This is a genomic window from Agromyces sp. GQ35 (assembly GCF_059758475.1).
Map to the genome: position 1 here is coordinate 528,834 of NZ_JCAXEO010000003.1, position 14,609 is coordinate 543,442.

The 14,609-nt window shown below is 69.4% G+C and carries 11 protein-coding genes; 9 read left to right on the forward strand and 2 right to left on the reverse strand.

The window, feature by feature from the left end:
* Positions 1–187: 187 nt before the first annotated feature.
* Positions 188–1,993, reverse strand: a complete 1,806-nt coding sequence (locus AC6CH0_RS17595; protein ID WP_498103236.1) for an Hsp70 family protein — start codon at positions 1,991–1,993, stop codon at positions 188–190.
* A gap of 282 nt (positions 1,994–2,275) precedes the next feature.
* Between AC6CH0_RS17595 and AC6CH0_RS17600 the strand changes: the two genes are divergently transcribed.
* From AC6CH0_RS17600 to AC6CH0_RS17615, 4 genes are all read left to right on the forward strand, one after another.
* Complete coding sequence (locus tag AC6CH0_RS17600) at positions 2,276–3,802, forward strand: alpha/beta hydrolase (protein ID WP_498103238.1); 1,527 nt, start codon at positions 2,276–2,278, stop codon at positions 3,800–3,802.
* A gap of 101 nt (positions 3,803–3,903) precedes the next feature.
* The gene (locus tag AC6CH0_RS17605) at positions 3,904–5,325 is read left to right on the forward strand and encodes a pyridoxal phosphate-dependent decarboxylase family protein (protein WP_498103240.1); all 1,422 of its coding nucleotides are present in this window, start codon (positions 3,904–3,906) and stop codon (positions 5,323–5,325) included.
* A gap of 77 nt (positions 5,326–5,402) precedes the next feature.
* Entirely contained in the window at positions 5,403–10,031 is a 4,629-nt protein-coding gene (locus tag AC6CH0_RS17610; protein WP_498103242.1) for an ATP-dependent helicase, read from the forward strand.
* Positions 10,018–10,794, forward strand: a complete 777-nt coding sequence (locus tag AC6CH0_RS17615) for a DNA-formamidopyrimidine glycosylase family protein (protein WP_498103244.1) — start codon at positions 10,018–10,020, stop codon at positions 10,792–10,794. The genes AC6CH0_RS17610 and AC6CH0_RS17615 overlap by 14 nt, the downstream gene beginning before the upstream one ends.
* A gap of 41 nt (positions 10,795–10,835) precedes the next feature.
* Here the strand turns inward: AC6CH0_RS17615 and AC6CH0_RS17620 are convergent, their stop codons facing one another.
* Positions 10,836–11,186 (reverse strand): DUF1844 domain-containing protein, encoded by a 351-nt coding sequence (locus AC6CH0_RS17620; protein WP_074261092.1) that lies wholly within the window; start codon positions 11,184–11,186, stop codon positions 10,836–10,838.
* Positions 11,187–11,449: 263 nt separating this feature from the next.
* Here AC6CH0_RS17620 and infC point away from each other — a divergent pair, with 263 nt between their 5' ends.
* The 5 genes from infC to AC6CH0_RS17645 all read left to right on the forward strand — a co-directional run bounded on the left by infC (position 11,450) and on the right by AC6CH0_RS17645 (position 14,567).
* Positions 11,450–12,070 carry a translation initiation factor IF-3 gene (gene infC, locus AC6CH0_RS17625; protein WP_498103320.1) on the forward strand — a complete coding sequence of 207 codons (621 nt, stop codon included), beginning with the start codon at positions 11,450–11,452 and terminating at the stop codon, positions 12,068–12,070.
* 55 nt (positions 12,071–12,125) lie between these two features.
* Positions 12,126–12,320 carry a 50S ribosomal protein L35 gene (rpmI, locus tag AC6CH0_RS17630; protein ID WP_495350512.1) on the forward strand — a complete coding sequence of 65 codons (195 nt, stop codon included), beginning with the start codon at positions 12,126–12,128 and terminating at the stop codon, positions 12,318–12,320.
* 32 nt (positions 12,321–12,352) lie between these two features.
* Complete coding sequence (gene rplT / locus AC6CH0_RS17635) at positions 12,353–12,739, forward strand: 50S ribosomal protein L20 (RefSeq protein ID WP_056657885.1); 387 nt, start codon at positions 12,353–12,355, stop codon at positions 12,737–12,739.
* Between the two features lie 170 nt (positions 12,740–12,909).
* Positions 12,910–13,722 (forward strand): TrmH family RNA methyltransferase, encoded by an 813-nt coding sequence (locus tag AC6CH0_RS17640; protein WP_498103246.1) that lies wholly within the window; start codon positions 12,910–12,912, stop codon positions 13,720–13,722.
* A 56-nt stretch (positions 13,723–13,778) separates the two neighbouring features.
* The gene (locus AC6CH0_RS17645) at positions 13,779–14,567 is read left to right on the forward strand and encodes an amino acid ABC transporter ATP-binding protein (RefSeq protein WP_498103248.1); all 789 of its coding nucleotides are present in this window, start codon (positions 13,779–13,781) and stop codon (positions 14,565–14,567) included.
* The last annotated feature ends 42 nt before the right edge of the window (positions 14,568–14,609 follow it).

A 14,609-nucleotide genomic window follows, 5' to 3' on the forward strand; every position in this document is an offset into this window, starting at 1 on the left:
TCGAGACCTTCTCCGCGCAGAACCTCAGCCAGCTCATGCAGGAGGGTCGACTTCCCGGCCCCTCCGGGCCCGACGATTCCAGCGTGAACCGCGGCGGTGTCATCGAGTACCTGTCGAACGAGAACGGCGGCATCGTCCCCACCGAGGGACGCCGGATCCAGCGCTTCCATCGTCGAGCGCGCCTGGGTCATGACTCTGACAGCAGCGGCGCCGTCGGTTCTTGCGCTGGGTCCGGTGTACCGGTCGGCGCTGGAGTCGGGTCCGGCTCGGGAACGGGGTCCGGAGTCGGCTCCGGGTCGGGAACGGGGTCCGGCTCGGGCACGGGGTCCGGAGTCGGCTCCGGGTCGGGAACGGGATCCGGTGTCGGGTCCGGCTCGGGGCTCGGGGCCGGGTCGACGGTCGGAACGGGGTCGGCCGTCGGATCGGGCGTGGGGACGTTCGCGGATGACTGCTCCGACGGGGCGTTTTCCGCGTTCGGCGACGAACGGATGGGACTGGCGGGCGATTCATCCTCGACCCGGGCGTCGGTTCCGCCGGTGGCGCGCTCGCGCTCGAACACCGGGTCCGGCTTCTCGAACACGGGGTCCGGTGGGAGCTCGACGAGTGGAGCTTCGCCGGTCACGTACACTCCGGCGGGCGTGCCGTCGACGTCGGCGGTCGAGCCGTTCGAGTCGCCTTCCCCTGGCTGCTGTTGCGTGCCGATCGCGAGGGGCGTGACCGGAATGAGGATTGCAATGAGCGCGGCGGCGACCCCCGCGAGCACCGTGGCACGCACACCGACCGACGTGCCGTGCGTGGACGGCGCTGCGGCGATTCCGACTGGAGCACCCGCACGGGCGAGTGAATCCAGGGCGTCTTGGTGCGGGGGATCGGAGCCTTCATCGGGTGATTCGACCGCCAGTGGCACGAGACGGCGCGAAGCGGCCGCGGCCGCGCCGAGGCTGATGGCGGCTTTGGGATCGGTATCGACCGCGACCGGGAGTTCGAGCTCGACGGAGATGAGTTGCGCAACCGCGGGGATGCGCGACGAACCACCGATGAGCAGCACCGTCGAAAGATCGGCGAGCTCGAGTTCGGCAGCGGAGACGGCACCACGCAACGTCTCCACCGTTCGCCCCAGGTCGGCGGCGATCATGTGCTCGAACTCCGCTCGCACGAGGCGCACGCGAGTCTGCCCGCTCGACAGGAGCACGGGGACGACGGTCTCGGCGTCGAAGGAGAGCGCCTCCTTCGCGTCGACGCAGTCGCGCCGGACCCGTGCGAGCGCGAGCGCGTCGTCCGGCTCGGACTCGTCGAGGCCGTGGAACGCGTCACCCGCGAGCGACCTCACGTGCTCGAAGATCCGCTGGTCGAAGTCCGCGCCGCCGAGGTGCTCGATGCCGGCCGGTGCGCCGATGAGTCGGAAGGCCTCGTCGCCCTGCATCCGGAGGAGCGCGACATCGAATGTGCCGCCGCCGAGGTCGTAGACGGCGATCGCCGCGCCGCTGTCCACCTTCTGCCGGCCGAGATAGTGCAGGCCCGCCGCCTCCGGTTCGCTCACGAGCTCGACCTCGCCGAGCCCCACGCCGGCGAGAGCCGCGCGGATGAGCCCGAGACGATGCTCGCCCCACGATGCGGGGTGCGACAGCGCGATGACGGCGGGCGCTTCGCCCTCCTGCTGCTCGGCGCGCTCGACGACCCATTGGGCGAGTATCGCGAAGATGTCCTCGGGGGCGACGCTGAGCTCGCCGACGATGATCGGCGTCTGGTCGCCGATGCGTCGCTTGAACTCGCGCACCACCCGCTCCGGCTGGTCGATCGCCCGTCGTTCGGCCGCTTCGCCGACGAGGACGCCACCGTCGTCTCCGAGGAACAGCACTGTGGGCACTGCGGTCCGGCGCGAACCGAGTTCGAGCGATTCGATCTCCATCGAGCCGTCTGCTCGTCGCCGACCGACGGCGGCGGCGGTGAAGCTCGTGCCGATGTCGATGCCGAGCACGAAGGCGCTCCCCATGACTGTCCCCTCACGGTGTGAGCAGCGCCGCCCGGTCGAGTACTCGGGGAGAGCCCCACACAACAACGCGAGTATCCCTCATCGTCTTGGACGCGGCAATGGCGCGTTTCGCGTCGGAGAAGCCGGTTCGGGGGACACGCGGCGACCACGCCGGCGCGGCATCGCCGGGATTCCGCGCCTGATCGGAACGGAGCGTCGTTCCGCGTCGGGAAAGCGCGGCCCTACCCCCAAAACAAGGGGTAAGCCCGCAAATCGGCGTGCAGCGGCTCATACTTGGGACACATGGGCCGGGCCCCGAAGACGATGCTCGCGGTCGCGATGGCGATCGCGCTGCCGGTCGCCATGAGCGGCTGTGGGATGTCGCTGTTCTTTCCGGTCGTCGAGGAGTCCACGCCGTACCCCGAGAACGTCGACGCCGTGCTCGAACCGTTCTATTCTCAAGTCCTCCGGTGGGATCAGTGCGGCGAGTTCCTCTGCTCGACGGCGAATGCGCCGCTGGACTGGAACGAGCCGTCGACCGATGAGATCGAGCTGGCGCTCATCCGACAGCCGGCGAAGGAGGAGAAGGTCGGTTCGTTGCTCCTCAACCCGGGTGGACCTGGCGTTTCGGGGTACAACTTCGTGGCGACTTCCATCGATCTCGCCGTCACCGCGCCCGTTCAGGATCGCTACGACATCGTCGGCTTCGATCCGCGCGGCGTCGGGCGCTCGACCGCCGTCACCTGCCTCGAACCGAAGGAACTCGACGACGTGCTGTACGGGGTCGCACCCGGATCCCGAGGCAGCAACGGGTGGATCACCGGCCAGAACGAGCTCACCCACTCACTCGGGCAGGCCTGCCTCACGAATACCGGACCGTTGCTCGCCAACGTCGACACGGTCAGCGCCGCGCGCGATCTCGACCTGCTGCGCGCCCTCCTGGGCGAGGACCAGCTCGACTACCTCGGCTACTCGTACGGTGCCTATCTCGGCACGATCTACGCGGGGACCTACCCGGAGAATGTGGGGCGGCTCGTGCTCGACGGCGCGATCGACCCGAGCTTCAGCGAGTCGCAGATCACCCTGGCGCAGGCGCAGGGCGTGGAGACGGCGCTCCGGTCCTACCTCGCGGCGTGCATCGCCGCGGCGACCTGCCCCTTCCAGGGCACGGTCGACGACGGCATGGCGATGGTGCGGAGCATCCTCGACGCGGTCTCGAAGAATCCGATTCCGTCGACCGACGGCCGAACCGTCGGCGCGGACACCCTGCTCATCGCCATCGCGGCCCCGCTCTACAGCGCCGACACCTGGCCGGCTCTGGACACGCTGTTCACCACCATCCTCGCCGGGCAGCCGGACTTCGCCCTGACCGTCGTCGACGGCTACTTCGGGCGAACCGCCGACGGGACGTACACGAGCAACCTGTTCGAGTCGCTCCGCGCAGTGCGCTGCCTCGACTATCCGGCGCAGAACAGCGTTTCCGTCATGAAGGAGCAGGGCAAGGCGCTGGCGGACGCCGCCCCGTACCTCGGTCCCTACTTCGCGTACAGCGACCTCGCGTGTCTGTCGTGGCCGTTCCAGTCCGAGAACGTGCCAGCTCCGGTCGCGGCTCCCGGGGCGGCGCCCATCCTGGTGCTCGGCACGACCAACGACCCGTCGACGCCCTACCAGTGGGCGGTCAACGTCGCGGCGCAACTCGAGAGCGGCATCCTCGTGACGCGACAGGGCGATGGACACACGGCGTTCAACAAGGGCAATGCCTGCGTCGACGCGACGGTGGAGCAGTACCTGATCGACGGCGTCGTGCCGCCGGCCGACGTGCTGTGCTGACCCGCGAACCGAACACGGCCATCGGTGGTGCCGTTGACCGGATGCCGTCGTCGGAGCAGAATCGAGGAGGCGCGCTCAGTCGCGCGGAATCCAGGTGTCCCATGGCCGATTCGCACGAGCGGCACTCCGATGGCGATGTCGGGTACGACGAGGTTCTCGACGTCGCCGAGCGGCACGCGCGGGCCTGGCTGGCTGGGGTCGGCGAGAGGCACATCCCGCCCCGGATGGGAGCCGAGGAGATCAAAGAGCGGCTCGGGCGCTCGCTGCCGGAATCGGGCGAGGCTCCCGCCGAAGTCATCGACCGCCTCGCAGAGGGCACCGAACCGGGGATGATCGCGATCGGCTCGCCGCGCTTCTACGGCTGGGTGATCGGCGGCACGCAGCCTGTCGCGCTCGCTGCGGATTGGCTCGTGTCCGCGTGGGACCAGAACACCGGTCTCCGGGCGATCACTCCCGGCGCAGCCGCGGTGGAGGAGCTCGCGGCGGCGTGGCTCCTCGAGCTGCTCGGGCTGCCGTCGAGCAGCGATGTCGGCTTCACCACCGGGGCGACGATGGCGCAGTTCTCCTGCATGGCGGCCGCCCGCAACGAGGTGCTGCGCCGAGTCGGCTGGGACGTGGAGGCCGACGGCCTGACCGGCGTCCCGGCCGTGCGGTACGTCGCCGGTGAGGAGCGACATGGCACGGTCGACCTGGCCGCGCGCTACCTCGGTCTCGGCGCTCCCACCACCGTGCCCGCCGATGAGCAGGGGCGCATCCGAGTCGATGAACTGGAAACCGTGCTCGCATCGGGTTCCGGTCCGGCGATCGTCGCCCTCCAAGCCGGCAACATCCACTCGGGCGGATTCGACGACTTCGACGCGGCGATCGCGGTCGCGCATACGGCTGGCGCCTGGGTGCACGTCGACGGGGCGTTCGGACTGTGGGCCGCGGCGTCGCCGGCGCTTCGGCACCTGACGACGGGGTACGAGGCTGCCGACTCGTGGTCGACGGATGCGCACAAGACGTTGAACGTGCCCTACGACTGCGGCATCGCGATCGTGCGCGACCCCGCCGCGATGCGCCGTGCGCTCGGAATGCACGCGAGCTACCTGCAGGCGACCGATGTCGGCGCCGACCCGCATGAGAGCGTCCCCGAGCTCTCGCGCCGCGCACGCGGCGTGCCGACCTGGGCCGTGCTCCGGTCCCTCGGTCGTGACGGCGTGGCCCGGCTCGTCGATGGTCTCGCTGCAGCGGCTCGGGGCATCGCCGATGGGGTGGGCGGTCTTCCGGGTGTCGAGGTGCTGAACGACGTCGTCTTCACGCAGGTGTGCATCGCACTCGAGACCGACGACGCCACCGCGGCGCTCAGCGAAGGGCTCTGGAACGATGGCGAGGTGCTCGCGATGACCTCGCGCTGGCGCGGCCGAACGGTCGTGCGGTTCTCGGTGAGCAATTGGCGTACGGATGCGTCGGAGGTGCGACGCACGGTCGACGCCGTCGCTCGTGCCCTCGCCGCGATCCGGGCGCAGACGCCGGACGAATAGCGCCCCACTCAGGAGCAGGTGCATCGCAACCGCACAACGGCGGCGTCGCCGTCGGTGGCATCCGCTTGAATGGAGACATGTCAGAGGCGCTCGATGCGTTCTCGCCCGCGACGCGGGCGTGGTTCAGCGAGTCCTTCAGCGAACCCACCGCGGTTCAGCTGGGTGCGTGGCAGTCGATCTCGCGGGGCGACCACTCGCTCGTCGTGGCACCGACGGGGTCGGGCAAGACGCTCGCTGCGTTCCTCTGGGCGATCGACCGCCTGCACCACGAGGGCGCCGACGCGAGCACGACCGGCACCCGGGTGATCTACCTCTCGCCGCTCAAGGCGCTCGGCGTCGACGTCGAACGAAACCTGCGCGCCCCGCTCATCGGCATCGCCCGTACTGCCGCGGCGCACGGACTCGAGGTGCCCGAGGTGTCGGTCGGCGTGCGGTCGGGCGACACCCCGCCGGCCGAGCGACGTTCGCTCGTCGCACACCCCCCTGAGATCCTCATCACGACGCCCGAGTCGCTCTTCCTCATGCTCACCTCGGCCGCGCGCGAGACGCTCCGAGGCGTGCAGACGGTCATCGTCGACGAGATCCACGCACTCGCGGGCACGAAGCGCGGCTCGCACCTCGCCCTCTCCCTCGAGCGGCTCGACGAACTCACCGCGCAGCCGGTGCAGCGCATCGGGCTCTCGGCGACCGTTCGCCCGCATGAGGAGGTGGCACGATTCCTCGGCGGCACGCGTGCGGTCACGATCGTCGCCCCGGCCTCGGGCAAGCGGTTCGATCTCAGGGTCACCGTGCCCGTCGACGATCTGTCCGATCTCGCCGGCGAGACGGCGTCGGGCTCGGTGTGGCCGCACGTCGAAGAGGCCATCCTCGACGAAGTGCTGGCGCACCGCTCCACGATCGTCTTCGCGAACTCTCGTCGTCTCGCCGAGCGCCTGACCGCGAGGCTCAACGAGTTGTGGGCCGAACGCACCGCGGTCGTGCTCGAGGTGACAGACGCAACCGAGGCCGGTGCGGTCGCCGCGGTCGGCGCCATGCGGGCGGCGGATGACGCGACATCCGCTGCCGTCGACGGCGCACCGATCGTGGTGGATGCACCGCAGCCACCGACATCGCTTCGACGCGCACCCGCAGAAGCGGTGGGCGCGTCGGGCATCACCGGCGGCGCACCGCCGGTGATCGCCCGCTCGCACCATGGTTCGGTCAGCAAAGAGGAGCGGGCGCTCGTCGAGGCCGACCTGAAGTCGGGGCGGCTGCGTTGCGTCGTGGCGACCTCGAGCCTCGAACTCGGCATCGACATGGGCGCGGTCGATCTCGTCATGCAGGTCGAATCGCCGCCGTCCGTCGCGAGCGGCCTGCAACGGCTCGGCCGCGCCGGCCATCAGGTCGGCGAGACCTCGAAGGGGCTCATCTTCCCGAAGCATCGCGCCGATGTGCTGCACTCGGCGGTCGTGGCCGAGCGCATGATCGGCGGAGCCATCGAAGACCTGCGCATTCCGGCCAACCCCCTCGACGTGCTCGCGCAGCAGACCATCGCTGCGACCGCCCTCGACGAGTGGGACGTCGAGTCGTGGTTCGAGCTCGTGCGCCGGGCGGCGCCGTATGCCGCATTGCCGCGATCGGCTTTCGACGCAACCCTCGACCTGCTTGCCGGCCGCTATCCATCCGATCGATTCGGCGAGCTCCGCGCACGCATCGTCTGGGATCGTGATGCCGGCACGATCATCGGCCGACGCGGTGCCCAGCGGCTCGCGGTCACGAGCGGCGGCACGATCCCCGATCGAGGCTTGTTCGGGGTGTTCATGGTCGGCGAGGCGGGTCCGGGCCGTCGAGTCGGAGAGCTCGACGAAGAGATGGTCTACGAGTCGAGGGTCGGCGATGTCTTCGCGCTCGGTGCGACCAGCTGGCGCATCCAGGAGATCACGCACGACCGGGTGCTCGTGGCTCCGGCCTTCGGCGAACCCGGAAGACTCCCGTTCTGGAGAGGTGACGGCATCGGGCGGCCAGCCGAACTCGGCGCTGCCATCGGGGAATTCATCGCCGAACTCGCCGGCGCACCGACGGCAGACGCCCTCGTGCGAAGTCGGGCCGCCGGGCTCGACGAACGAGCAGCCGTCAACCTCGTGAAGTTCATCGACGACCAGCGTGCGGCGACCCGCGTGGTGCCCGATGCGACGAATCTCGTGGTCGAGCGGTTCCGTGACGAGCTCGGCGACTGGCGCATCGTGCTCCATTCGCCCTACGGCATGCGCGTGCATGCGCCGTGGGCGCTCGCCATCGGCGCCCGCATTCGCGAGCAGAGCGGCGTCGACGCGAACGCCGTCGCGAGCGACGACGGCATCGTGCTGCGCATGCCCGACACCGGCGATGAGCCGCCGGGTGCCGAGTTGTTCGCGTTCGAGCCGGCGGAGTTGACCGAGCTGGTCACGACGAACGTCGGTGGTTCGGCGCTCTTCGCCGCGCGGTTCCGCGAGTGCGCAGCCCGGGCGCTCATCCTGCCCCGCAGCAATCCGGGCAAGCGGTCGCCGCTCTGGCAGCAGCGCCAGCGCGCGTCGCAGCTCCTCGAGGTGGCTCGCGACTTCCCCGAGTTCCCCATCGTGCTCGAAGCGGTACGCGAATGCCTGCAAGACGTCTACGACCTGCCCGCCCTGACGCGTCTCGCCGAGCGCATCGAGCGCCGTGAACTGCGTTTCGTCGATGTCACCACCGAGTCGCCGAGCCCATTCGCCTCGAGCCTGCTCTTCGGATACGTCGGTGCGTTCATGTACGAGGGCGACGCGCCGCTCGCCGAGCGACGTGCCGCCGCGCTCTCGCTCGACCCTGCTCTGCTCGCCGAACTGCTCGGCACGGTCGAACTGCGCGAGCTCCTCGACCCCGAGGTCGTCGATGACGTCGAACGCATGCTCCAGCGCGTGCATCCCGATCGGGTCGCGCGCGGCGACGAGGGCGTGGCCGACCTGCTGAGCGACCTCGGGCCGCTCACGGGCGACGAAGTCGCCGCTCGCGTCGACGAGGAGACCGATGCTGCGGCCGCGCTCGCCGTGCTCGTGGAGACGCGGCGAGCGGCACGCGTCCGATTCGCGGGCGAGTCGTGGTTCGTCGCGGTCGAAGACGTCAGCCGCTTGCGCGATGCGCTCGGGGTGCCGATCCCGCCTGGCCTGCCCGAGGTGTTCGGTGAGCCGGTGCGCGACCCGCTCGGCGACCTCATCGCCAGATTCGCGCGCACCCACGGGCCGTTCACCGCGCCGGCCGTCGCGGCGCGCTTCGGCATCGGGCAGGCCGTGGCATCCGCTGCCCTCGCCCGGCTCGCGGGTGAACGCCGGGTGGTCGAGGGCGAGTTCCTCCCTCACGGATCAGGCATGGAGTGGTGCGACAACGGTGTGCTGCGGCGCATCCGACGACGGTCCCTCGCCGTGCTCCGCAATGAGGTCGAACCGGTCGAGCCGCGCGAGTTCGCCCGCTTCCTGCCGTCGTGGCAGCACGTCGGCGGCAGGCTCACCGGTGTCGACGGCGTCGCTGCCGTGATCGAGCAGCTCGAGGGGGCGCGCATTCCCGCATCGGCGTGGGAGTCCTACGTGCTGCCGGCGCGCGTCACCGACTATCGACCCGGCATGCTCGACGAGTTGACGGCAGCCGGGGAGGTGCTCTGGGCGGGAGCAGGGCCGCTTGCCGGGGACGACGGGTGGATCAGCCTGCACTTGGCGGAGGCGGCGGAGCTCACGCTGCCGCAGCCGGCCTCCGCACCGCTCGATCCGCTCGAATCGGAGCTGATCGCGGTGCTCGGTGGCGGCGGTGGCTTCTTCTTCCGGCAGCTGGCCGACGCCGTCGGTTCCGACGACGATCGCGCACTCGCCGACGCGCTGTGGCGACTGGTCTGGGCCGGGCTCGTCACGAACGACACCTTCGCACCGGTGCGCGGCATGCTCAGCGGCGGGGGCGCGCACAAGACGACGGCGCCGACCCCTCGGGCGCGTCTGCGGGCCGGCTCGTTGTCTCGTCGATCCCTCGCAGCGAGCGTGCAGGCGGGCCGCGCCGCGGCAGCTCGTGCGAATCCGCCGCACGCCGCCGGACGCTGGTCGGTGCTGCCGCTCGTCACTGCGGCCGCGACGCCGCGGGCGCATGCGCTCGGCGAGGCGCTGCTCGAACGCTACGGCGTCGTGACGCGCGGCTCCGTCGTGGCCGAGGGGCATTTCGGCGGGTTCGCCCTCGCGTATCGCACCCTGTCGGGCTTCGAGGACTCCGGGCGGGTTCGTCGGGGCTACTTCATCGAGGGTCAGGGAGGGGCGCAGTTCGCGACCGGTGCTGCGGTCGACCGGTTGCGTGCCGCTCCGAAGGCTGAAGCCGTCGCCCTCGCGGCAACCGACCCGGCGAATCCGTTCGGTGCTGCCCTCGACTGGCCCGAGTCCATCGGTGACGGTACGCATCGCCCGGCTCGCAAGGCGGGCGCATTCGTCGCCATCGTCGACGGCGAGGCAGTGCTCTACCTCGAGCGCGGCGGGCGCACCGCCTTGACCTTCGCCGATGACGATGAAGCGCTTGCAGCGGCGGCGACCGCCCTCGCCGCCGCCCTCGCCCGCGGCCGGTCCGAGCGGCTCCGCGTCGAGACCGTCAACGGCGGCGGCGTGTTCGGGTCAACGCTCGACCGTCCGCTTCGTGCCGCCGGTTTCCGTGAGACACCACGTGGGTTGCGCTTCGATGCCCGAGGGTGACACCGTCTACCGGGCCGCGCTCCGGCTCGACGCCGCGCTCGCGGGGCGCATCGTGACACGCTCCGATTTCCGGGTGCCGGCGTTCGCCACCGTCGACCTCTCCGGCCAGACCGTGCACTCCGTGGGCAGCCGCGGCAAGCACCTCCTGATGCGCATCGGCGCACAGGTGGTGCACTCGCACCTCAAGATGGAGGGGGAATGGCGGGTATTCCACCCCGGTGAGCCGTGGCGGCGTCCGGCGTGGCAGGCGCGAGCCATCATCGAGGTCGCCGACGCCACAGCGGTCGGCTTCGACCTCGGAACGCTCGAGGTCTTCCCGGCCGATGAGGAGGCGCACCGACTCGAGCATCTCGGACCCGACCTGCTCGGCCCCGATTGGCGCCCCGACGAGGCGGTGCGACGACTCGCGAGCAGTCCCGACATGCCCATCGCGGTCGCGCTCGGCGAGCAGCGCAATCTCGCCGGCCTCGGCAACGTCTACGTCAACGAGCTCTGCTTCCTTCGCGGCATCCTGCCCTCGCGCGTCGTCGCCGACGTGGAACTCCCGCCGCTCGTCGCGCTCGCCAGCCTGGTCATCCGTGCCAACCGCGAGCGCGGCGCGCGCACCACGACGGGTGACACCCATCGCGGCCGTCGGCTGTGGGTGTACGGTCGCGGCGGCGAAGCCTGTCGGCGCTGCGGCACCCGCATCGAGCATGGCCGACTCGGCCGGAACGAGCTCGAACTGCGCGAGACCTGGTGGTGCCCGAACTGTCAGCGCTGAGCTGCCGGTTCAGCCGATCCCTCGTGGGAGAGTGAGCGGGCTCAGCTGACCGGGCCGGTCCACTTCTCGCCCGGGCCCTTGCCGATGGGGTCGGGGATCACCGATGCCTCGCGGAACGCGAGCTGCAGCGAACGCAGGCCGTCGCGGAGGCTGCGTGCGTGCATGTCGCTGATCTCGGGGGCTCCCGCGGTGATGAGGCCGGCAAGGGCGTTGATGAGCTTGCGCGCCTCGTCGAGGTCGATCTGCTCCTCGGGATCTTCGGCGAGTCCGACCTTGACGGCGGCTGCGCTCATGAGGTGCACTGCTGCGGTCGTGATGATCTCGACCGCGGGGACCTCGGCGATGTCGCGGGTGGCGCCCTCGACGGTGGTCTCGTCTGAACTACTGTTCACGGAGTTCCTCTGCTAGACTACTTCGGGCTCCGGGGCTTCACCCCGGTACGAAAGTGGAGATTCTCCCACCCGCGCATACCGCTTCATCAAGGTTACCGGGTCGATTGCACTCCGCTCTCACGTCGCAAGACGGGGGAGTAGGCAGGGTGCCGCATGATTTGCACGGTGGGATTCCGTGCGCAAATGCGTGGATTTCTCCTTTCGTCGTCGGGCGGCAACCGCCTCCCGACCGAGCGAATCAGCTTGAGTAGAGGAGAACACGCATCAGCGATCCCCGTACAAACGACCGTATCCGCGTCCCCGAGGTTCGCCTCGTCGGGCCTGCCGGAGAGCAGGTCGGCGTCGTCAAGATCGAGGTGGCACTGCGGCTCGCGCAGGAGGCCGATCTCGATCTCGTCGAGGTCGCTCCGAACTCGAAGCCGCCGGTCGCGAAGATCATGGACTACGGCAAGTTCAAGTACGAGGCTGCGCAGAAGGCGAAAGAGGCCCGGCGCAACCAGGCGAACACCATCCTCAAAGAGGTGCGGTTCCGTCTCAAGATCGACAAGCACGACTACGAGACGAAGATGAAGCGCGCCGTCGGCTTCCTGAAGGCCGGCGACAAGGTGAAGGCGATGATCCTGTTCCGTGGTCGCGAGCAGTCGCGCCCCGAGATGGGCGTGCGTCTTCTGCAGCGCTTCGCCGAAGACGTGGCCGAGTTCGGCACCGTCGAGCACAACCCCACGATCGATGGCCGCAACATGGTCATGGTGATCGGGCCCCTCAAGAACAAGTCCGAGGCCAAGGCCGAGGCGAACGCACAGCGTGCTGCGGCGAAGGCGCGACCGGCGGCGGATGCCCCGGTCGAAGCAGAGCCGCAGACGGCAGAGCCCGCCGAGGGCTGAGCCAGACACACCCGTCCGTCACTCGCGTGGCGGCAGAACCAAGGAGAAAGACGAGATGCCGAAGCAGAAGACCCATTCCGGGTCCAAGAAGCGCTTCAAGATCACCGGCAGCGGCAAGATCAAGAAGCAGCAGGCCGGGATGCGCCACAACCTCGAGGTCAAGTCCTCGAAGCGCAAGGCCCGCCTGAACCAGGACAAGGTCGTGTCGGCCCCCGACGCCAAGGTCATCAAGAAGCTTCTCGGCCGCTGAGCCGCGAGACCCGTTAAGAGAGAAACAGAGTCATGGCAAGAGTGAAGCGGGCGGTCAACGCCCACAAGAAGCGCCGGGTCATCCTCGAGCGCGCCGAGGGTTACCGCGGCCAGCGTTCGCGTCTGTACCGCAAGGCGAAGGAGCAGGTCACCCACTCCCTCGTCTACGCATACCGCGACCGCCGCCAGAAGAAGGGTGACTTCCGTCGCCTCTGGATCCAGCGCATCAACGCCGCGTCGCGTGCGAACGGCCTCACGTACAACCGCCTGATCCAGGGCCTCGGCCTTGCGGGCATCGAGGTCGACCGTCGCATCCTCGCCGACCTCGCGGTCAACGAGCCCGCCACGTTCGCGGCGCTCGTCGAGTCGGCCAAGAAGGCCCTCCCGGCCGACACCTCGGCACCGAAGACCGCCGCGTAAGCAGCGTCTGCATTCGTCCGGCCCGGTACTCGCTGCGTGAACACGCAGCGAGTACCGGGCCGTTCTGCGTTCCCAGGTGGCGCGTCACGAACATTCGCGCACTCCGACACGGACGCGAGGACTGCTGCGTCACGCGAAAGGTCGTAGTGCGTCGGCCGTAGACTGGCGGCATGCTCGAGAATCCCAGGTCGCCGCGCGTCCGCGCCGTCGCGAAGCTCGCCAAGAAGGCGGCACGTGCCGAGAGCGGGCTGTTCCTGCTCGAGGGGCCGCAGGCCGTCGCCGAGGCGTTGACGTTCCGCCCGCAACTGGTCGTCGAGCTGTTCGCCACGCCGAGCGCACTCGAGCGGTACGACGAGCTCGCGGCGGCCGCCGAGGCAGCCGACGTCGAGATCGAGTTCGTCACCGAAGAGGTGCTCGACTCGATGGCCGACACGGTGACCCCCCAGGGGTTCGTGGCGGTGTGCCGTCAGTTCCCCACGGCCGTGAAAGACGTGTTCGCGGCGGGCCCGAAGCTCGTCGCCATCCTCGAAGAGGTACGCGACCCGGGCAACGCAGGCACCATCGTGCGCGCGGCCGACGCGGCGGGCGCCGATGCCGTGATCTTCACCGGGCGAACCGTCGACCTGTACAACCCGAAGGTCGTGCGCTCCTCGACCGGTTCGATCTTCCACCTGCCCGTCGCCATCGGCGCAGAACTCGCAGACGTTCTCGTGCGCGCGAGGGCCGCCGGGCTCACGGTGCTCGCCGCCGACGTGAAGGGCGACGACCTGCTCGCCGCCCGCAACGACGGCGTGCTCGCTCAGCCCACGGCGTGGGTGTTCGGCAACGAGGCGCGCGGTCTGCCCGATGAGCAGCTCGAGCTCGCCGATCGGGCCGTCACCGTGCCGATCTACGGGCACGCCGAATCGATGAACCTCGCCACCGCGGCATCCGTCTGCCTGTACGAGAGCGCCTTCGCGCAGCGCAGCGCGCATCACGGTTAGGTAACCTCCGCGGCGCTACTTGGCGCTGAGCCATCGTGAGCCCTAGTTTTGGGGGTATGGAGCCAACCCAGCCCGCCCCGCCGACCTCGAACATCTCCGTGCGTCGTGGTGAACCACTCGTCGTCGTCGAGCACGTCGAGAAGCACTTCGGCGATCTGCATGTGCTGAACGACATCAACACCGTCGTCAACCGCGGCGAGGTCGTCGTCGTCATCGGTCCGAGCGGATCCGGCAAGTCGACCCTGTGTCGGGCGATCAACCGTCTCGAGACGATCGACTCGGGGTCGATCTCCATCGACGGCCAGACGATGCCCGAAGAGGGCGCCGCGCTCGCTCGACTCCGTGCTGACGTCGGCATGGTCTTCCAGTCGTTCAACCTGTTCGCGCACAAGACGGTGCTCGAGAACGTCACGCTCGCACCGATCAAGGTGAAGCGGATGTCGCGCAAAGACGCCGAGGCGAAGGCGATGCAGTTGCTCGAGCGCGTCGGCGTGGCGAACCAGGCCAAGAAGTTGCCGGCCCAGCTCTCGGGCGGGCAGCAGCAGCGAGTCGCCATCGCGCGTTCGCTCGCGATGAACCCGAAGCTCATCCTGATGGACGAGCCGACGAGCGCACTCGATCCCGAGATGATCAACGAGGTGCTCGACGTGATGATCGGTCTCGCCAAAGACGGCATGACCATGATCGTCGTCACTCACGAGATGGGCTTCGCCCGCAAGGCGGCCGATCGAGTGCTGTTCATGGCCGACGGCAAGATCGTCGAAGAGGCGACGCCCGCGGAGTTCTTCGACAACCCGCAGTCGGAGCGCGCGCAGGACTTCCTCTCGAAGATCCTCGACCACTAGACCTGCGCTGCCACGAGCGGCGAGGAACCATCACACAGGAAA